The organism is Komagataeibacter sp. FNDCF1 (assembly GCF_021295335.1).
Classification (GTDB): Bacteria; Pseudomonadota; Alphaproteobacteria; order Acetobacterales; family Acetobacteraceae; genus Komagataeibacter.
Genome location: NZ_JAIWOT010000001.1, coordinates 2968326 through 2986611 on the forward strand (window position 1 = coordinate 2968326; position 18286 = coordinate 2986611).

Genomic DNA, 18286 nt, shown 5'->3' on the forward strand with positions numbered 1-18286 from the left:
GGGTCCGCAACATCATGGAAATGGCAGCTGACTGTCATTCCCAGGACTGATTCGACCTGTTTGGAATATATGTTGGTGTCCGCGGCGGGATTCGAACCCACGGCCCCAGGATTCATACCACTTCGGCTTTCACCGCCGCCATGCAGGCATGGCGTTCGTGGTCTGGACTGTCCCTTCACCATGGGCCGCAAGCGGCCTGCAGGTGCTGCCCATCCAGTCTCTACACCTTGCCGGTCGTCTGACCGGCCTTGGCTCGGGATTGGCACGGCAACGTATTGCCAGAGCGTTCCCCGAATTTGAGCAGATCCGCCACGTGGTTTCCCGTCGTGACGCCCAATTGAAAACCAGGAATCCTGTGCTCTATCCGGCTGAGCTACGCGGACACACCCGGATTGTGTAACCGAGCCTACGCCCAACGGCAAGGGTGTTTCCCCAGGGGGTAGGGGAATATTTCGCCCGTCAGGACCGCCTGTGCGCCAGTTGTGCCTGCGCGCACAGACGGGCGACATGGCGCAGGGCCAGTACGATATCGGGGCTGCCGGTCTGTTTGCACGCCAGTTCCAGGGCCTGTGTTTCCGTGGCCGCGCGCAGCAGGGCCGGTGCCGACCATGCCGCCAGCGCCCGTTCGAAGCTGTCCGTACGCTTGAAAAATACCGGTGGCCGCAACTGCCGCATGGCTTCGGCCCGGCTCATGCCGCCATCCACCGCAAGTCGTGCCCGGCGCAACCGGTGAATATGCGACAGCAGGGCGCGGGTCAGGGTCACGGGGCTGCTGCCATCGACCATCAGCGCGCGCTGGGCTGCGGCATCGGCTTCCCTGCGCTGGCCCGCCATGGCGGCAAAGGCCGCATCTTCCATCGAGACACCGGCGGCATCCCCCACGCAGGCCCGCACATCGTCCAGTCCCAGCCGTCCGCCGCTGCCCACAAACAGGGCAAGCTTTTCCACCTCGCTGCGGGTCGCGGCCCGGTCGGGCCCGGCCCGTTCAACCATCCAGCCCAGGGCATCGGGGTCTATGCCCACGTTCTGTGCCGCCAGCATCTGGCGGATCGCCCCCTCCAGCGCGCGGCCTTCTTCCGGATAGCAGCCGATCAGGGCGCATTGTGCATCCTTTTCCGCAAAGCCACGCAGTTTTGAGCGGGAATCAAGGGCGGGTGCTTCCACGACCACCAGCGCGTCCGAATGCTGCGCAAGGCCGTGCCGGAGCGGTTCAAGCAGGTCATCGGCCCCGTCACGCACCCAGATCACGCGCCTGCCGCCGGACAGGGACAGGGCGGTCATTTCCTCCTCCAGCCGGGCATGGTCCGCACGCCCCAGCATGGCCACACGAAACGGATCCTGCAGGTCGGAACAGATGGCGTGCGCGGCAATGGTGGCGCGTTCGCGGATCAGCCCCACATCATCCCCATGCAGCACGATGGCCCGCAGGCTGCCCGGCGCCTGTAGTGTCGTGGTGATATTGCGCGGGCTGACCTTCACTGGCTGCCGTGCCCGCCAATGCTGATGCCGGACATGTCATCCGTAGTGTTCGTCCTTGCATCGGGCATGACGTAGCGTGAGGAGGAGGCGGGAATATTGTCGGCGGGCGCGCTTTCGGTCGTCATGTCCGCACCCTCGTTGTTCTGCTCATTCAGCTGCGAATCGGTACGCCCCGTTGCCATGGCGGGCAGGCCGTCGGCACCCGGCTGCTGGGCGGGCATCTGGTTGTTGGGGTTGACGATGCTGTTGGGGTCGACATAACGCGGCTGGTTCTGTCCGGGGACCGAGCCGTCCAGCGCGGGTTTGGCATGGGTGCGGAACCAGACGGCCACCTGCTGGGTAATCTGTTCGGCCATGTTCTTGGCCACGCGGCCACGCACGGTCTCCAGGTTCAGGGTCAGGGCGAAATACTGCTCGTACGTATTGTTCACCCCATCCACCACCGAGGCATCGCCGCCCGCCAGCAACTGCGGGTCTTCCCCCAGCGTATAGAGCTGCCAGTGGGCAAAGGCGGTGGTGCGCGTGCGGCCGCTGGTATTGTCGGCGTGGATGTCGACCGCTTCGTTCATGATGTAGCTTCTGATCCGCAGCGCGTAGCGGGTCGGGTTTTCCGGCCCGGCGCCGCTCAGATCCTGCTGCAGGAACTGGCGCAGCTGCTGGCCATAGCGTTCCGGAATCAACGGAACGTAAACCTGCTTGAGCTCCGCCAGCACATTCGACACGGTGGGCTGGCCATCCGCGCCGATATGGGTTCCCGTCGTCTTGTACATGGGCGAGAAGCCACATGCCCCCAGCATGAGCAGCGCACACAGTAAGGCGGCGTGACGGACGGGATGCGGCATGACCTATTTCGCAACCACGAAATTGACGATCCGCCCCGGCACATGGATGCGCTTTACAATCCGCGCCCCTTCCAGCAGGCGGGCCACGTTCGGCTCGGCTTCCGCCATGGCGATCACTTTTTCCGCAGGCAGGTCGGGGGCAACCGCGATCGTGCCACGCAGCTTGCCCATGATCTGCACCGCAATGGTCAGTTCGCTGGCCCTGAGCAGTTCGGGAATGGCCGCAGGCCAGGTCCGCTCCACCACCGGCTGGCCACCGGGCTCCAGCAGCGCCATCATCGCTTCGGCCTGATGCGGGACCATGGGGGCCACCAGCAGGGATATGACCGTGGCGGCCTCGCGCCGGGCAAAGGCCATGCCGTCTTCCCCCGCCGCCTTTTCCGCATCCGCCAGGGCGGATGTCAGTTCATGCAGTCGGGCGACCGCCACGTTGGCGCTGAAGGAGTCCAGCGCGTCGGTCACCGCCACGATGGTGCGGTGGGTGGCGCGGCGCAGGCTGTCGGCCGCGCGTGACACACTGGCGGGGCAGGCGGCGCCAGCCGGCGTCTGTTCAGCCACGCCACGTACGATGCGGAACAGGCGCTGGAGGAAGCGGGATGCCGCGGCAACGCCGGCCTCCGTCCATTCCATGTCGCGTTCCGGCGGGCTGTCGGACAGCACGAACCATCGCGCGGTATCAGCCCCGAAGCGCTCGATGATGGCAACGGGGGCCACCGTGTTGCGCTTGGACTTGGACATCTTTTCCACCCGCCCGATGGTGACGGGCTGGCCATTGTCGCGGCGCACGGCGCTGTCGCCCCGGCGTTCGACTTCCTCGGGGTAAAGCCAGTTGCCCTGCGCGTCGCGGTAGCTTTCGTGGTTGACCATGCCCTGGGTGAACAGTCCGTCAAACGGCTCATCCACATGCAGGTGGCCCGTCTCGTGCATGGCGCGGGTAAAGAAGCGGGCGTAGAGCAGATGCAGGATCGCATGCTCGATCCCGCCGATATACTGGTCAACCGGCAGCCAGCCATCCGCCGCCGCGGGCACGGTGGGTGTGGGCGCGTGCGGCGCGGTAAAGCGGGCGAAATACCATGAACTGTCCACGAAGGTGTCGCAGGTATCGGTCTCGCGCTCGGCGGGCCTGCCGCATCCGGGGCAGGCCACGTGCTTCCATGTCGGGTGGTGGGCCAGCGGGTTGCCGGGGCGGTCGAATGTCACGTCCTCGGGCAGCGTGACCGGAAGCTGGTCATCGGGCACGGGCTGCGGGCCGCAGTCGGTGCAGTGGATGACGGGAATGGGACAGCCCCAGTAGCGCTGGCGCGAAATGCCCCAGTCGCGCAGCCGCCAGTTGACCACGCCCTGGCCAACCCCCATGCCTTCCAGCCGGGTGATCGCTTCCTTTTTCGCGGCCTCGGTATCCAGTCCGTCAAGGAAGCCGGAATTGATCAGCGTGCCGTGGCCGTCACATGCCCTGTCGGTCATGGTGAAGGTGGCGGCATCGGTGCCCGGCGGCAGGATGACGGGGGTGACGGGCAGGTTGTACTTGCGCGCGAAATCAAGGTCACGCTGGTCACCACACGGGCAGCCGAACACCGCGCCCGTACCGTAATCCATCAGCACGAAATTCGCGATCCATACAGGAAAGGACTTATCGGGCATGAACGGATGGCTGACCCGCAGCCCGGTGTCGAACCCGCGCTTTTCAGCAGTTTCGATCGCTTCTTCCGATGTGCCCAGCCGCTGGCATTCGGCAATGAATTCGCCTGCCGCCGCGTTTTTCGCCGCCACCTTTGCCGCCAGCGGGTGGTCGGCTGCAATGGCCAGGAAGGACATGCCGAACAGCGTGTCGGGGCGGGTGGTGAACACCTCCACCGAATCAAGGTCGGTATCGAACCCCGCGGGCGGTTCATGCAGGGCGAAACGGACCTTCGCCCCTTCAGACCGGCCGATCCAGCGTTCCTGCATGGTGCGCACGCGCTCGGGCCAGCGCGGCAGGGTGGACAGGCCATCAAGCAGTTGCGGGGCGAATTTCGTGATCTTGAGGAACCACTGCGACAGCTTCTTCTGTTCGATCAGCGCGCCCGAGCGCCAGCCGCGCCCGTCCACCACCTGCTCGTTCGCCAGCACGGTATTGTCCACCGGGTCCCAGTTGACCCAGCTTTCCCGCCGCTCGACCAGTCCGCCCCGGAGCATGTCGAGGAACAGCTTCTGCTGTTTGCCATAGTATTCCGGCAGGCAGGTCGCGATTTCCCGGTCCCAGTTGAAGGAGAAGCCCAGCCGCTTGAGCGTGGTGCGCATGGCGGCGATGTTGTCCATCGTCCACTGACCGGGATGCACGCCGCGTTCGCGTGCGGCATTTTCCGCCGGCAGGCCAAACGCATCCCATCCCATCGGGTGCAGCACGTTGAAGCCGCGCGCGCGCTTGTAGCGCGCCACCACGTCGCCCAGCGTATAGTTGCGCACATGGCCCATGTGCAGCTGCCCCGACGGGTAGGGGAACATTTCCAGCACATAATACTTGGGCCGGTCGGCGGGCGGTACGTCGGGAACATTGAAGATGCCGGATGCGGCCCAGCGTTCCTGCCACTGCGGTTCTGCCGTGCTGAAGTCATAGGCGGGGAGGGCGCTGTCCGGTGGGGTGCTGGTTTCGGTCATCTTCTTCTGGTTCGGTGTGCGGGGCAGGCTGCATGTGCCTGCGCGGGCAGGGGGAGCGGGCGGCAGGCGCCACCCGGCAGAAAAGGCAGGAAAAAGGGGGCTAGTGCTGGCCGCTATCGGTGCGCAGCTGGCGCGCGCGGGTCAGGATACGGGCCGTGATGTCTGATACCGTATTGGCCGCGACCGGGGTGTCCACCCACTGGTTGTCCTCATAGGCCTGGCGGAAGACCGATACGCGCAGCGCGTCCGAACGCAGGCTGCGCGACAGGATGAAACAGGTGATCTTGAAGCGTTCGTCCTTGGTGGCGGGCGGCGTGTACCAGTCCGTCAGGATCACGCCCGCCACCGCATCGGCGGATGCGAACGGCATGAAGGACAGCGTATCCAGCGCGCCGCGCCACAGGAAGGCGTTGACGCCATTGCTTTCCAGCGGTGTCGCGCCCCCGTTGGCGCCACGGTCTTCCTTGAGCAGGCGATTCTGTGGAATGGCTAGCCCGCTCCTGTCATGCTGGGGGGCGCTGCCACAGCCGGCCAGCAGGCCGGCGGCCAGCAGGGCAAGGGTCGCGCGCGGCAGCATGGGGCGACGCAGGGGCAATGCGGCCAGGGATACGGTAGCCACGGACATGGTGGACGGAGCAGGATTGGGCGGGCGAAGGGTCATGATGCCTCTATGGACGCCGGGGATGGCCCCCGCAGGTGGTAATCCGGCCATGCGCCTGAACTGCCGGCCATGCCGGGCAGGGTGCGTCCTGGCCTGTCGCGTTGTCCGTTCTTCATATCGCGCGATACCTGTCCCGCCAAGTCGTACGGGCACTTTACCGTGCCTTGCGTGACAATCCGGGCATTAAAGCGCAAAAATATTCCTGCCCGTAACAGCGCATGGACCATGATGAAACACGCAGCCGCCCGGCCTGGACTGTCCTGGATATGTCGTGCCACCGCCCTGTGCGTGGGGGGAATGCTGCTGGCCCTGCCCCCCACGCCGGCACGCGCGGCGGTGGCGGGGGGCAGTGCCGGCTCGGCCCACGCGGCGGACATGGCCGCCCGCATGCAGCCCGTCGAGCAGCAGGCCGTGCTGCAGGCCCGTCCGGTTGCGGGGCGCGGTGCGAATGCGCAGGCGGCTTCCGGCCTGCTGACATGGCCCGGCGTGCCCCGGCTTGGCCTGCCGGCACTGCGCATGCCCGATTTCGCCACCGTGGCCCAGCCGGCCGGTGATACGCTGCCCCCCATGCTGCCATGGCTGGCGCTGGCGGCGACATGGGACCCTGACCTGGCCCGCCGCGCGGGGGCCATGCGCGCGCATGGTGAATGGGTGCATGGCCGTGCCGTGCTGCGGGTGGGCGGGATCGATCTGCTGCCGTCAGGGCGCCTGCAGGCTGGCGAGGACCAGGTGCTTGCGGGCAGCGTGGCGGGCATGATCGGCGCGGGACTGCTGTCGGGCCATGTGCTGCCGGTGTTCGGCTCGGTCATGAAGGAGGAGCAGGTCCGCGCCGATGGCGTCCTGCCCGGACGCACGGCGCAGGTTGCCGCCGCCCGGCTGGCGGATGGCAGCCTGCTGGGTGTCGCCACGGCGCTCGAGATCGCCCATGGGGGCGCGCTGCTGTGCGGCGGCATGGCGGCATGCCAGACGGTAACGGGGCTGGGGGCCATGGTGCATGACGCCTGGCATTTCCCCGGCATGGTCATGGCGGTGCCCGGCGGCCTTGGCATGGCACGGGAGAACGATGTCACCCAGCCCGTTGGCGCGATTGCCGCGGGCGTGGACATGGAGCAGGCCACGACGGGAGAAGGTGGCCATGACGTGTTCGGTGCGCCCCTGCGCCAGGCCGTGGCCGAAGGTAGCGTGAAGTCCGCTCAGCTGCAGGCCATGGATACGCATATCCTGGCCTCTTTCTACATGGCGGGCAGTCTTGACCATCCGCCGCCTTTCGCCGGCAGCGCGGCCGCGCCCGGTCCCTCGGCCGACACGCTGGTGGGCGATGTGGAAACGGAAGGCACGGTCCTGCTCCAGAATGAAAACCGGGTGCTGCCATTCGATCCCGCCCTGGGCCCGGTGCTGCTGCTGGTGCGCCCAACCCTGCGTCATGCCGCCGACCTGCTGGCCGGGGCGCTGGGGCATGCCGGGCTGGCCGTGACCGTCAGCATCGCGGCGGAGGGGGCCGGTGCGCCGGGCACCCTGCCCCCCGCCACGGCGCAGGCGGCGCGCACGCTGGTACTCAGTGACGGCGACGGGGATAACCGGATGATCTCGACACTGGCGGACATGGGCGGCCATGTGGCGGTGGTGCTCACGGCCGATGATCCGGACCGGCAGATGCCCTGGCTTGATAAGGTGGACAGCGTGGTGCAGGCATGGGCGTGGCGTGATGAACATGCCCGCCCGCTTGCGGCCCTGCTGTCCGGGCAGCAGGATTTTTCCGGCCACCTGCCGGTGACCCTGACCGGCGGTTTCTACCCGCCCGGCATGGTGGATGCGGATTACCGCGCCTTCGAGCGCGCGCATGTGGCGGCGCTGTTCCCCTTTGGGTATGGCCTGTCGACGTGCGGACACCTGATCCTGAGCGATCTGCACGTGGTGCGTGAAGGCACGCATCTGAGCGCCAGCTTCTCCGTCACCAATCCCGATACCACTCCGGTGCGCGCCGTGCCGCAGCTTTATGTCGTGCCATCCGCCGACCAGGCGGCCCCCCGCAGGCTGGCCGCGTGGCGCAGCGTCATGGTGGCGGGGGGGCATACGGTGCGGCTGGTCGTGCCGGTCAGCCTGCGGCTGCTGGCACAATGGAACGCGGCAGGCGGCAACTGGGCGGTGGCGGCGGGGGATTATTCGCTCTCGCTCGGGTTTTCATCGGTCATGCTGGTGCGGCATGCGGATGTGCGCCTGCCGGCCCTGCACCTGCCCGCGGCGCTGGAGAGTCCGGCCGGCCCTGCCACGACAACGGACTGAAGCCGGGCGCAGGCTTCCCTGCGGCGTTACTGTCCGGGCCGTATGACCGTGCAGGGCAGTCCCTGATCCTTGAGCGTGGCGCAGGCCCGTGTTGCCGTCCCTTCCGACAGGCCGGCCAGGCGCGCGCGATAGATCACGCCCGTGGGCCGGCTGACCGGAATGACCATGCTGCGTGCGCCCTGCAGGGCGGCGAAGTCACCCTGCCGCGCCATGGAGTTGGCGAAGCGGGCCTGCCCTTCCGCCGAGAAGGCGCCCACCTGCACCATCCATGCCCCGTAGCCCGCGCTGGCGGCGGGTGCCGCCGTGGCGCGGGTATCGGTGCGGCAGGTGGTGCCGGTCGGGTCGTACGCCGCACTGGCGTCCTGCACGCAGGCGGTGCGGTGCTGCGGCTGGACGGGGGCAGGCGGATTGAGGGTGGCGTACTGGACATAGGTGTGCCCCGGCTGGATCGTGGTCTCCACCGGGGGTAGCGGCGTGGGCGTCGCGGTTACGCGCTGGCTGGATGAGCCATAGACCGCCAGCGGTCCGCTGAGCGCGACTTCATTGCCAAGGTTGGGGGTGATGATGCGCAGGTAGCGCACGGTCTGGCTGGGTAGCGGGCGACCGTTTTCCAGATAGTCGTTCACGCGCAGGGTGCCCGCATTGTAGGCCGCCAGGAAGCCCGGCGCGCCATACAGCCCGTAAAGGATGCGGATATAGGCCGTACCGGCCAGGATGTTGTTATGCGGGTCGTACGGGTCGGTACCCAGATGGTTGCGGCGCCGCATGTCGGCATAGGTGGGTGGCATGAGCTGCATGAGCCCGATCGCCCCGCTGGCGGAGCGGGTCAGATGGCCGTCGATATACTCGTTCCCGCCCGATTCCTTCTGTATCACCGCGCGGATCCATTCCTGCGGCACGGCAAAGCGGGTGGAGGCATCGGCAATGTAGGGCTGCCATGGATCGCTGGCAGGACCCGGCGGGCGGTAGGCGGCCTTGCCCTGGTAGTAGCGCTGGTAATGGGACGCGCCACCGCCCCCGCTCCCGCCGCCGGAACTGGCGCAGGCGGCCAGGCCAAGCCCCACCAGTCCCAGCATGAAAAGACGTGTCATGTCCCCGCGCGCGGGCAGGAGGGGCAGTTTGTTCAGATCAGGCACAGTTCCGCCAGTTCGTTGCGCAGGGCTTCAGGCAGCACGTCGCCATCATGGCTGCTGGCCCGCAGGTCGGGGGGCGCGTCCTCGGGGCGGAGGTAGCGCCACCCCTGGAACGGGCGCATGGCCCGTGGGCTTACGGGAATGATCTCGGGCGCCAGGACCACGCGGGCGCAGGCCGTGCCGTCCTCACGCGTGTCGGGCGTTATGGCGGTAATGCGCTGGCGGCACAGGATCCGGCCGGAAATCACGCGGTAGATCGAGCCGCCATCCAGTATCTCGGCCGCCCGGCGGGGGTACATGCGGGTGCGGAACCACGGCAGGCCGCCGGTATCCGTGCCGTCCAGATCATCGACCGGCGGGGTCTGGTGGGACTGGCGGCGGGCCAGGTCCTCGATCGAACCGATCCCGACCGCCAGCTTGACCATGTGCAGCATGGGGCGCGTCCCTTCGCCTTACAGCCCGTGGGCCGCGGGGTCGGCCTGCGCTTCGTGCAGGAACGTGTCACGGAAGCGCTGCGCATCAATGCCACGCACGATATGCATGCGCTGCATGGCGCTGCCATGGGGCACCAGCGCGTCCGGTACCACGAAGGCATGGCCGTAATGCGGGCCGGGGGTGATGTCGATATCCATATGCGCATCCACTGCCGATGTGACCAGTGTGGGGTCGGCCGCGATGGCCGCCGTCATTTCATCCCACATGGGCAGGGGGTCGTAATTGGCGCCGATATATTCCGTCAGCGGCGTTTTCCGGCTGGTCAGCTTCGCCAGGTAATCGCGGGAGAGCATGAGATCGTTGGACACGCTGCCCACCACCGTAATCGCCTTCCATGGCGCGGTCAGGGTGATATGGGCGGCTTCGGGGTCGAAGATCATGTTGAAGTCGGAAGCAAAGTCGGCATTGCCGGTAATGGACATCATGCTTGTATCCAGCATGCCGCCCATGAAGACCAGCCGTTTCGCCGTCTCGGCAAAGGTCGGGTCAAGGCGGATGGCCAGGGCAAGGTTGGTCAGCGGACCCGCCGCGACAATGGTGACCTGATGCGGGTGGGCATGCACCTGTTCGATCAGGAACTGCGCGGCGTCCTGCGCCACCGGGGCGGTATGGGGCGTGCCTTCCTTCATCGGGCCGATGGCGGGCTGGGTGTCGGGTGCCGTATCGATCGAACCAAGGCCACCCCACGCGCCCTTCCATGGTATGGTGCCGTACTGCATTTCATGCAGGCGCATCGCGGCGCGGGTGTTGACCAGCGGATAGACCGCGCCGTCGGCCACCGGCACATCCGTGCGGCCGATGATTTCCAGCAGGCGGCGCAGATGGGCCGATTCCGCGTTTTCCCAGCCATCTCCACTGGCCACCGTAAAGCCCAGCACACGCACATGCGGGTTGAACAGCAGCGGAATGATGGAAAGCTGGTCCGACCCGCCGGGGCCGAGGAAATCATTGTCCTCGATCACCAGTTCCGGCCCGGCAGGCTCAGGCGCCGCGTGGGCGGTGGCCGTGAAGAAGGCCAGGGCCATGGCGCATGCCGCGGACCGGCCAAATCGTGAAAGGACGGATGAAAACACGCAGCCTGCTCCCTGCCTTGAATGCCATGGTGCCATGGTATTGCCTAAATTCCTAAAGCACCAGCGCGGCAAGCAGGCTTTCCAGCCGCAGGCGGCCTTCCGCCGTGGCGCGCAGGGTCTGGCGGGCGGTATCATGGATCAGGTAGCCTTCCTCCATGGCGGCCTGCATCATGGCGGGGTCCGTTGCATCCGCAATTGCCATGCCGGTGCGGCGGGCGAAGCGGGGGGTGGAAATCCCTTCCGCCAGCCGCAGGCCCATCAGCAGCATTTCACGCGCGCGGTCGCGGTTGCCCAGCGGTTCATCGGGGTGGGCGCCGGTGCCGGTGCGCTCCACGCGTTCGGCCCATGGTTCGGGTGCCCTGTGGCGGCGGGTGGCGGCGGTCACCCCGTTGCAGGTCAGCCGCCCATGCGCGCCGGGGCCGATGCCCAGATAGTCGCCATAGCGCCAGTAGGTCAGGTTATGGCGGCTTTCGGCGCCGGGACGGGCGTAGTTTGAAATTTCATAGCCCAGCAGGCCGTGCCGTGCCGCCACCTCGGCGGTCAGTTCATACAGATGTGCCGCCTCATCACCATCGGGCAGGCGGAAGCGGCCCTGGCGGTACAGGCCCTCGAAGCGGGTGCCGGGCTCGATGGTCAGCTGGTAGAGCGAGAGATGGTCGGACACCAGTGCAAGGGCGGCCTCCAGTTCAGCCCGCCATGTGCCCGCGTCCTGCCCCGGCCGGGCGTAGATCAGGTCGAACGAGATGCGATCGAACAGGCCGCGCGCCGTCTCGAGCGCGGTGATGGCCTGGCGGGCGTCATGCTCGCGGCCCAGGAATTGCAGCGCCCCGGCATCAAGGCTCTGGACGCCAACGGATACGCGGTTGACCCCGGCGTCACGGAAAGCCCGCAGCAGCCCGGTTTCCACACTGGTGGGGTTGGCTTCCAGCGTGATTTCAACATCATCCGTCGTGCCGAACAGCGTGCGCGCATCATCTATCAGCCCCGCCACGGTTTCCGGCGCCATGAGGGAGGGCGTGCCGCCGCCAAAGAAGACCGAGCCGATGCGGGGCCGTTCGGCCTGGCTGTCACCCATGCGCCCGGCCTCGAACGCCAGTTCACGCCGCAGTGCTGCGCCAAAGCGCGCACGCGGGATCACGTCGCGCACATGGCTGTTGAAATCGCAGTACGGGCATTTGGACAGGCAGAACGGCCAGTGCACGTAAAGTGCCAGCGGTTCCGCCATGCCCGTTGCCATGTCCATGCGGGTCAGATCCCCAGCCGTACACCCAGTTCCACCACGCGGTCGGGCGGAATGCGGAAGAACTCGGTCGCCGGTGTTGCATTGCGCGCCATGAACAGGAACAGCGACATCCGCCAGCGCGACAGCTTGGGCACCGACGAGCGCACCAGCAGTTCACGGCTGGTGAAGTAGGACGCCTGCAGCGCATCGAAATCGAGGCCGTTTGCCTTCAGGTCCTCCAGCGCGCGGGGCAGGTTGGGCATTTCCATGAAGCCGTAGCGCAGGATGATGCGGTAGATGTCGGGGGCCAGTTCCTGCAGCGCCACGCGGTGGCCGTGGTCGGCTTCAGGCTGGTCCAGCGTCTGCACGGTCACGAACAGCACGTGGTCATGCAGCACCTTGTTGTGCTTGAGGTTGTGCAGCAGGCAGGCGGGCACGAATTCCGGGTTGCCGGTCATGTAAACGGCCGTGCCCGGCACGCGGATGATGCGTGACTGCGGCAGGCGCGCCAGGAACGAGTTCATCGGCATGCTGTCCTGCTTCTGCCGGTTCATGATCAGCTGGCGGCCCTTCTTCCACGTCGTCATCATCAATGTGAGCACGATGCCCAGCATCACCGGCACCCAGCCGCCCTGCGGGATCTTGAGCGCGTTGGAGGCGAAGAACGTCGTATCCAGCAGGAAGAACCCGCCGAAGGTCGCGATCGCGGCAGGCCGCGACCAGTGGTAGAGCCTGCGGAAGACCACCATCGCCAGCACGCAGGTGCACATGAACGTGCCCGTCACCGCAATGCCATAGGCCGAAGCCAGCGCATCCGAACTGCGGAAGGCCAGTACCAGCAGCAGCGCGCCCACCATCAGGAAGCGGTTGAACTCGGGCAGGTAGATCTGGCCTTCTTCCTCCGCATTCGTGTGGGTCACGCGCATGCGCGGCAGGTAGCCCAGCTGGATGATCTGGCGGCACAGCGAGAACCCGCCAGAGATGCCCGCCTGGCTGGCAATGACGGTGGCAAAGGTGGACAGGATGATCATCGGCACCTGCAGCCAGTGCGGGCCGAGCAGGAAGAACGGATTTTCCAGCGCCTTGGGGTCGGCAATGATCAGGGCGCCCTGGCCCAGATAGTTCAGGGCCAGGCACGGCAGCACGCAGAACAGCCACGCATAGCGGATGGGCTGGCGGCCGAAATGGCCCATGTCGGCATAAAGTGCCTCCGCCCCCGTGACCGACAGCACGACGGAACCCAGGGCAATGAACGAAAGCCAGCCGTGATAGATGATGAACTGCACCGCATAGGTAGGCGATATCGCCAGCAGCACGGCGGGGTGGTGCAGGATCTGCAGCCCCCCCAGTATGCCCAGCAGGCTGAACCACACCAGCATGATCGGGCCGAATATGGTCCCTACCTTGCCCGTGCCGTAGCTCTGTACCGAGAACAGGCCCACCAGCACCAGCAGGGCTATGGGAATGACCAGGTCGCGCGCGGCGGGAAAACTGACTTCCAGCCCCTCAACCGCTGACAGAACGGAAATGGCGGGGGTGATCATGCCATCGCCAAAGAACAGGCACGCCCCCCCGATTCCCACCATGCCCAGGGCGATGCGCATGCGGTTGCTGGGTGCGACACGCTGGGCCAGCGACATGAGCGAGATGATCCCGCCTTCGCCATTATGGTCGGCGCGCATGATCAGGATGACGTATTTCACCGTCACGATCAGCAGCAGCGACCAGATGATCAGGCTCAGGACGCCCAGCACCTCCCACGGTTCGATCCGGTGATGCTGCGAGACAACCATGATGGTCGAGCGCAGGGCATAGATCGGGCTTGTGCCGATATCGCCAAACACCACCCCCAGCACGCCCAGCAGGGCGGCGAAGCCCACGGGGTTGGCCGCGTGTTCGTGCTGGTCCGCCCCGTATTCGGTTATCTTGGGGGGGGCGGGCGGCGCGCTGGGGGCAGGGCCTGCATGGGCGCTGCCAGCCGGCGGCGTCGAGGGTCCGGGGGCGTCGGGCCCCGTGGGTTGCGTCATGTCGTGACGGCTCCGCGGCAATGAAGACTGAAAACCGGCATCTCGTCGCGACCGGATAGTTCCGCATTACCGCCTCGCCCCATGCGCAGCAAGGCCCGTCTCTGCTCAGGTGCCATTCGGCCCGGTTTGCGCGGCGGCGGGGCGCGCGCCAAAAATGGCGCTGCCCACCCGCACCAGTGTGGCACCACAGGCAATGGCGCGCTCGAAATCGGCCGACATGCCCATTGATACGACAGCCAGCCCATGCCGGTGCGCCATGGCGGCAAGGGTACGGAAATGGGGCGTCGGGTCCTGGTCATGCGGCGGGATGCACATCAGTCCCCGCACGCTGGTCCCGAAGCGCTCCAGGCTTGCATTGATGAAGGCATCCGCCTGTTCCAGCCGTACGCCGGATTTCTGGCTTTCATCGCCGGTATTCACCTGCACCAGCAGCCCGGGCAGGCGCCCCGCCCTGTCCGCCGCGCGCGCAAGGGCGTCGGACAGGGAAGGACGGTCGAGGCTTTCGATCATGTCGGCAATGCGCACGGCTTCCAGCGCCTTGTTGGTCTGCAGGCCGCCAATGATGTGCAGCCGCAGGTCGGGCCAGCGGGCGCGCAGGTCGGGAAACTTGGCCGCCGCTTCCTGCACCCGGTTTTCACCAAAGATGCGCTGCCCGGCTTCCAGTGCGGCGATGACGCTGGCCTGCGGGTGGAACTTCGATACGGCCACCAGTTCCACGCTGGAAGGTGGCCGCCCCGCCGCCTGCGCGCTGGCGGCGATACGGGTGCGGATGCCCGTCAGGGCCTGTGCTATGGAGGATGATGTTGACATGGCTCTAGCAGCCTGTCGGGTTGGGGTACCCTGTGAAGGGGTAAGGCTGTAGAGTGTCGCGATGAGCCGCTTCATCCCGTTTGACCGATCCCAGCCGTATCTTCTGCCGCCTGATCTGACGTCGTGGCTTCCGGCTGACGATATGGCGCATTTCATTGTCGCAGCTGTTGAGCGGGTTCCGATGAGTGCGTTCTGCGTGCCAGTGCGCACGGGAGGCAAGGCGCAGTATCATCCGCGCCTGATGCTGGCCCTTCTGATCTTCAGCTATGCGAACGGGTTGTTTTCCTCACGCCGGATCGAGCGGGCGACATATCGCGACATCGGGGTACGCTTCGTGGCGGCGAACCTGCATCCGGATCATGATACGATTGCGACCTTCCGCCGGACGAACCGGACAGCCATTGAAGCTGCATTTGCGCAGGTCCTGCTTCTGGCGCGCGAGACGGGTCTGCTGCGTCTGGGTGTCGTATCGATTGACGGCACGAAAATTGATGCCGACGCTTCGAAATACCGTTCCCTGCGCTACGACCGGATCAGGGCACTGCGCGAACAGCTGGCGGTGGATATCGCGAAACTGATGGACCAGGCGGAGCACGCAGATGCCACAGACAGAGATCCGCAGGCCCTGCCAGAAGAGCTTGCCCGACGGGAAACACTGAAAGCGAAGCTGGACGAAGCCTGCGCCCGGCTGGAAGCAGATGCGAAAGCGCAGGCCGAGGCGGCGCGACCGGCATACGAGAAGAAGAAAGCCGCTTATGATGCGAAAACAGGGCGTCGTGGCAGGGCGCCGAAACCGCCGGATGATGAACCGCCACCCGACCGGCAGATCAGTCTGACCGATCCCGACAGCCGCCTCATGCGGCGTTCGGACGCCCACGAGTTCCGGCAGGCTTACAATGCCCAGGCCGTGGTCTGCGCCGAAGGCAGTCAGCTGATCGTGACAACCGACGTTGTCGCCACGTCAGCGGACGCGCCATCCTTTGCCAGCACCGTGCTGTCGATGGAACACACGATCGGTCTCCCAAAGACAGTGCTCGCCGACACCGGTTACGCCAGCGGGCAGGCGGTCCGGGACCTGCGGAAAAAAGGCATCGATCCGCTGGTCGCCATCGGACGGCCCTGCGCCCGCAGGCCTTATGACTTCCGGCCACCTCCTGAAGACAGGGAACCGCGCCGGATCACCGAACCCTGGCGGCTTGCCATGAAGAAAAAACTGGAAACCACAAAAGCCGGAAATATTTACAGACTACGAAAACAGACCGTTGAACCGGTCTTTGGAATTATCAAAAGCATCATGGGCTTCAGAAGATTCAGTCTGCGTGGCCTTGCAAAAGTCACGACTGAATGGACCCTCGTCGCTCTCGCATACAACTGCAAAAGAATGGCACGGCTTCAGGCAGCATAAGCCGGGTCAGCCTCGGCGTTATCAGCCGCAAAATGCCCAACCCGACAGGCTGCTAGGCTTGGCATGAATACCTGCCGGGTCAAGCCCCGGTCGGCTCCCCCGTGTGCCAGCATTCGCGTGCCGCAGCTTTCAGGTCAGGATTACATGAAGTCTTCCCCGTCGTCCCCGTCCCGTCCCACAGGCCGCAGATCCGGGTCAGGCCGCCCTGGCCGCCAGGGTGGGCAGGCCGCCCCGGACCCCACGCGCGATATCGCCTTTGATATCGTGGAGGGGGTGATCGCGCACCGGCGCATGCTCGATACATCGCTTGAACATTCCGCCGCCGCCCGTACGGCCGAACCACGCGACCGTGCCGCCGCCCACAGGCTGGCCGCGACCGTGCTGCGCCACATGGGCACGGCGAATGAAGTGCTGGCCCCCTTCCTCAAGCGTGAACCGCCCGAGCCCGTGCGGGTGGTGCTGCTGATTGGTGTGGCGCAGTTGCTGTTCCTTGACACGCCGCCGCATGCGGCAGTCGCCACATCCGTTGCGCTGGCGCGCAGGCGGGGGCTGGTGCCGTTTGCCGGGCTGGTCAACGCCGTGCTGCGCCGGGTCGCGGCGGGCGGCGCGCAGGCGCTTGAGGGGCTTGACCAGCCCCGGCTCGATGTGCCGGCGTGGCTGTGGCAGTCCTGGGGGCGGCTGGCGCGGCCCATCGCCAGCGCCCTTGGCCATGAGCCCCCCCTTGACCTGACCATCCGCCCCGGGGCGGAACCGCCACCGGGCGGTGAACTGATGCCCGGCGGCAGCGTGCGCTTTGCGGCGGGCACGGCAAAGGTTTCCGAACTGCCCGGCTTTGCCGAAGGCGCATGGTGGGTACAGGACATGGCGGCCAGCCTGCCCGCGCGCCTGCTGGACGTGAAGGCGGGCGAACATGTGGCCGACCTGTGCGCGGCACCGGGCGGCAAGACCGCCCAGCTGGCCTGCACGGGGGCGGAGGTGTTCGCCATCGAGCGCGAGGGCAGGCGGATCGAGCGCCTGCGCACAAACCTGGCCCGGCTGGGACTGGATGGCGTGCATGTGATCCATGCGGATGCGGCCGAATGGCGGCCCGACAGGCCGCTGGATGCGATCCTGCTCGACGCCCCGTGCTCGGCCACCGGCACCATCCGCCGCCACCCCGATGCCATGTGGATCAAGCGCCCGCGGGACATTGCCACCATGACCGAAGGCCAGGACCGCCTGCTGGCCGCCGCGCGCGACATGCTGCGCCCCGGTGGCCGACTGGTCTATGCCGTATGTTCCCTCCAGCCCGAGGAAGGCGGCCAGCGCGCCCGCGCGGCGGAAGCCATGGGCCTGATTGCCGATCCCTTCACGCCGGAGGAACTGGCCTTCCTGCCGCAGGCCCGCACGGCGGAGGGGTGGCTGCGCACCCACCCCGGCATGCTGGGCGCGCAGGGCGGCATGGACGGGTTTTTCGCCGCCCGTTTCCGCCGCGCCTGAAAGAGGAGGATGGGAGGCAGGAAATATTGGCGCACGTCATGGATTTCTGTTAAAAAACAGGCATGGCTGCTCTCAAGACCCCCCTTATCGCACCGAGCCTGCTGGCTGCGGACTTCTCACGCGCGGCGGATGAAGTCGCCGCCGTTGAACAGGCGGGCGCCGACTGGCTGCATCTGGATGTCATGGACGGGCATTTCGTGCCCAACCTCTCCATGGGGCCGCAACTCGTCCAGGCGCTGAGACCCAAGTCGAAGCTGGCGTTTGACGTGCATCTCATGATCGCGCCGGTCGACCCCTATATCGAGGCCTTTGCAAAGGCAGGCGCCAACCATATCCACCTGCATGTGGAGGCCGGGCCGCATACGCACCGCTCTCTCCAGCATGTGCGCGACCATGGGGTGAAGCCCGGCATCGCCATCTGCCCCGCCACCCCGCCCGAAGCGGTGGGAGAGGTGCTGGATCTGGTGGACATGATTCTGGTCATGACGGTCAATCCCGGCTTCGGCGGCCAGAAATTCCTGACCAGTCAGCTTGACAAGATCAGAACCCTGCGCCGCATGGCCGATGCCACGGGGCGTGACATCCGCATCGGGGTGGATGGTGGCATCACGGCCCGGACCGCGCCGCTGGCCGTGGCGGCGGGGGCCGATGTACTGGTGGCGGGCACGTCCGTATACGGACAGGACGACTATGGTGCCGCCATAAGGGAATTACGGACCGGGACATCCATCCCGGCGTGA

At 66.4% G+C, this 18286-nt stretch carries 15 protein-coding genes; 5 read left to right on the plus strand and 10 right to left on the minus strand.

Annotated elements, in window-relative coordinates; all coding sequences use genetic code 11:
* Nucleotides 1–148 precede the first annotated feature (148 nt).
* Complete coding sequence (locus LDL32_RS14060) at nucleotides 149–400, plus strand: hypothetical protein (protein WP_233067929.1); 252 nt, start codon at nucleotides 149–151, stop codon at nucleotides 398–400.
* Between the two features lie 59 nt (nucleotides 401–459).
* On the opposite strand, the gene holA is transcribed toward LDL32_RS14060, so the two are convergent.
* The 4 genes from holA to LDL32_RS14080 form a co-directional block, all read right to left on the minus strand.
* Entirely contained in the window at nucleotides 460–1479 is a 1020-nt protein-coding gene (gene holA / locus LDL32_RS14065; protein WP_233067930.1) for a DNA polymerase III subunit delta, read from the minus strand.
* Nucleotides 1476–2321: an LPS assembly lipoprotein LptE gene (locus LDL32_RS14070; protein WP_233067933.1), complete on the minus strand. Its 846-nt coding sequence runs from the start codon at nucleotides 2319–2321 to the stop codon at nucleotides 1476–1478. Before LDL32_RS14070 ends, holA begins: the two co-directional genes overlap by 4 nt.
* 3 nt (nucleotides 2322–2324) lie before the next feature.
* Nucleotides 2325–4958, minus strand: a complete 2634-nt coding sequence (gene leuS / locus LDL32_RS14075; RefSeq protein WP_233067936.1) for a leucine--tRNA ligase — start codon at nucleotides 4956–4958, stop codon at nucleotides 2325–2327.
* A 100-nt stretch (nucleotides 4959–5058) separates the two neighbouring features.
* Nucleotides 5059–5619, minus strand: a complete 561-nt coding sequence (locus LDL32_RS14080; protein WP_233067939.1) for a DUF3576 domain-containing protein — start codon at nucleotides 5617–5619, stop codon at nucleotides 5059–5061.
* Nucleotides 5620–5844: 225 nt separating this feature from the next.
* On the opposite strand from LDL32_RS14080, the gene LDL32_RS14085 reads away from it, so the two are divergent.
* Complete coding sequence (locus tag LDL32_RS14085) at nucleotides 5845–7902, plus strand: glycoside hydrolase family 3 C-terminal domain-containing protein (RefSeq protein ID WP_233067942.1); 2058 nt, start codon at nucleotides 5845–5847, stop codon at nucleotides 7900–7902.
* A gap of 26 nt (nucleotides 7903–7928) precedes the next feature.
* Here LDL32_RS14085 and LDL32_RS14090 read toward each other — a convergent pair whose 3' ends face one another.
* The 6 genes from LDL32_RS14090 to LDL32_RS14115 form a co-directional block, all read right to left on the minus strand.
* The gene (locus tag LDL32_RS14090; protein WP_233067944.1) at nucleotides 7929–8993 is read right to left on the minus strand and encodes a transglycosylase SLT domain-containing protein; all 1065 of its coding nucleotides are present in this window, start codon (nucleotides 8991–8993) and stop codon (nucleotides 7929–7931) included.
* Between the two features lie 32 nt (nucleotides 8994–9025).
* Entirely contained in the window at nucleotides 9026–9469 is a 444-nt protein-coding gene (locus tag LDL32_RS14095; RefSeq protein ID WP_233067946.1) for a DUF1489 family protein, read from the minus strand.
* 18 nt (nucleotides 9470–9487) lie between these two features.
* Complete coding sequence (locus tag LDL32_RS14100; protein ID WP_233068931.1) at nucleotides 9488–10555, minus strand: nucleoside hydrolase; 1068 nt, start codon at nucleotides 10553–10555, stop codon at nucleotides 9488–9490.
* 100 nt (nucleotides 10556–10655) lie between these two features.
* Nucleotides 10656–11828 carry a radical SAM family heme chaperone HemW gene (gene hemW, locus LDL32_RS14105; protein ID WP_233068932.1) on the minus strand — a complete coding sequence of 391 codons (1173 nt, stop codon included), beginning with the start codon at nucleotides 11826–11828 and terminating at the stop codon, nucleotides 10656–10658.
* A gap of 23 nt (nucleotides 11829–11851) precedes the next feature.
* Entirely contained in the window at nucleotides 11852–13852 is a 2001-nt protein-coding gene (locus tag LDL32_RS14110; RefSeq protein ID WP_233067948.1) for a potassium transporter Kup, read from the minus strand.
* A 105-nt stretch (nucleotides 13853–13957) separates the two neighbouring features.
* Nucleotides 13958–14662 (minus strand): YggS family pyridoxal phosphate-dependent enzyme, encoded by a 705-nt coding sequence (locus tag LDL32_RS14115; protein WP_233067949.1) that lies wholly within the window; start codon nucleotides 14660–14662, stop codon nucleotides 13958–13960.
* Nucleotides 14663–14723: 61 nt separating this feature from the next.
* On the opposite strand from LDL32_RS14115, the gene LDL32_RS14120 reads away from it, so the two are divergent.
* From LDL32_RS14120 to rpe, 3 genes are all read left to right on the plus strand, one after another.
* Nucleotides 14724–16067, plus strand: coding sequence for an IS1182 family transposase (locus LDL32_RS14120; protein WP_233063728.1), 1344 nt, complete (start codon nucleotides 14724–14726; stop codon nucleotides 16065–16067).
* 144 nt (nucleotides 16068–16211) lie between these two features.
* Complete coding sequence (locus tag LDL32_RS14125; RefSeq protein WP_233067951.1) at nucleotides 16212–17546, plus strand: RsmB/NOP family class I SAM-dependent RNA methyltransferase; 1335 nt, start codon at nucleotides 16212–16214, stop codon at nucleotides 17544–17546.
* 62 nt (nucleotides 17547–17608) lie between these two features.
* Nucleotides 17609–18286, plus strand: coding sequence for a ribulose-phosphate 3-epimerase (rpe, locus tag LDL32_RS14130; protein ID WP_233067952.1), 678 nt, complete (start codon nucleotides 17609–17611; stop codon nucleotides 18284–18286).

Excerpts from the sequence above, each read along its gene's own strand:
- LDL32_RS14120 (WP_233063728.1), top strand. The coding sequence starts at position 14,724 with ATGAGCCGCTTCATCCCGTTTGACCGATCCCAGCCGTATCTTCTGCCG.
- leuS (WP_233067936.1), bottom strand. The coding sequence starts at position 4,958 with ATGACCGAAACCAGCACCCCACCGGACAGCGCCCTCCCCGCCTATGAC.
- rpe (WP_233067952.1), top strand. The coding sequence starts at position 17,609 with ATGGCTGCTCTCAAGACCCCCCTTATCGCACCGAGCCTGCTGGCTGCG.
- LDL32_RS14080 (WP_233067939.1), bottom strand. The coding sequence starts at position 5,619 with ATGACCCTTCGCCCGCCCAATCCTGCTCCGTCCACCATGTCCGTGGCT.
- LDL32_RS14070 (WP_233067933.1), bottom strand. The coding sequence starts at position 2,321 with ATGCCGCATCCCGTCCGTCACGCCGCCTTACTGTGTGCGCTGCTCATG.
- LDL32_RS14095 (WP_233067946.1), bottom strand. The coding sequence starts at position 9,469 with ATGCTGCACATGGTCAAGCTGGCGGTCGGGATCGGTTCGATCGAGGAC.
- LDL32_RS14100 (WP_233068931.1), bottom strand. The coding sequence starts at position 10,555 with ATGGCCCTGGCCTTCTTCACGGCCACCGCCCACGCGGCGCCTGAGCCT.
- LDL32_RS14060 (WP_233067929.1), top strand. The coding sequence starts at position 149 with ATGGCGTTCGTGGTCTGGACTGTCCCTTCACCATGGGCCGCAAGCGGC.
- LDL32_RS14110 (WP_233067948.1), bottom strand. The coding sequence starts at position 13,852 with ATGACGCAACCCACGGGGCCCGACGCCCCCGGACCCTCGACGCCGCCG.
- LDL32_RS14125 (WP_233067951.1), top strand. The coding sequence starts at position 16,212 with ATGAAGTCTTCCCCGTCGTCCCCGTCCCGTCCCACAGGCCGCAGATCC.
- LDL32_RS14115 (WP_233067949.1), bottom strand. The coding sequence starts at position 14,662 with ATGTCAACATCATCCTCCATAGCACAGGCCCTGACGGGCATCCGCACC.
- LDL32_RS14085 (WP_233067942.1), top strand. The coding sequence starts at position 5,845 with ATGATGAAACACGCAGCCGCCCGGCCTGGACTGTCCTGGATATGTCGT.
- hemW (WP_233068932.1), bottom strand. The coding sequence starts at position 11,828 with ATGGCGGAACCGCTGGCACTTTACGTGCACTGGCCGTTCTGCCTGTCC.
- LDL32_RS14090 (WP_233067944.1), bottom strand. The coding sequence starts at position 8,993 with ATGACACGTCTTTTCATGCTGGGACTGGTGGGGCTTGGCCTGGCCGCC.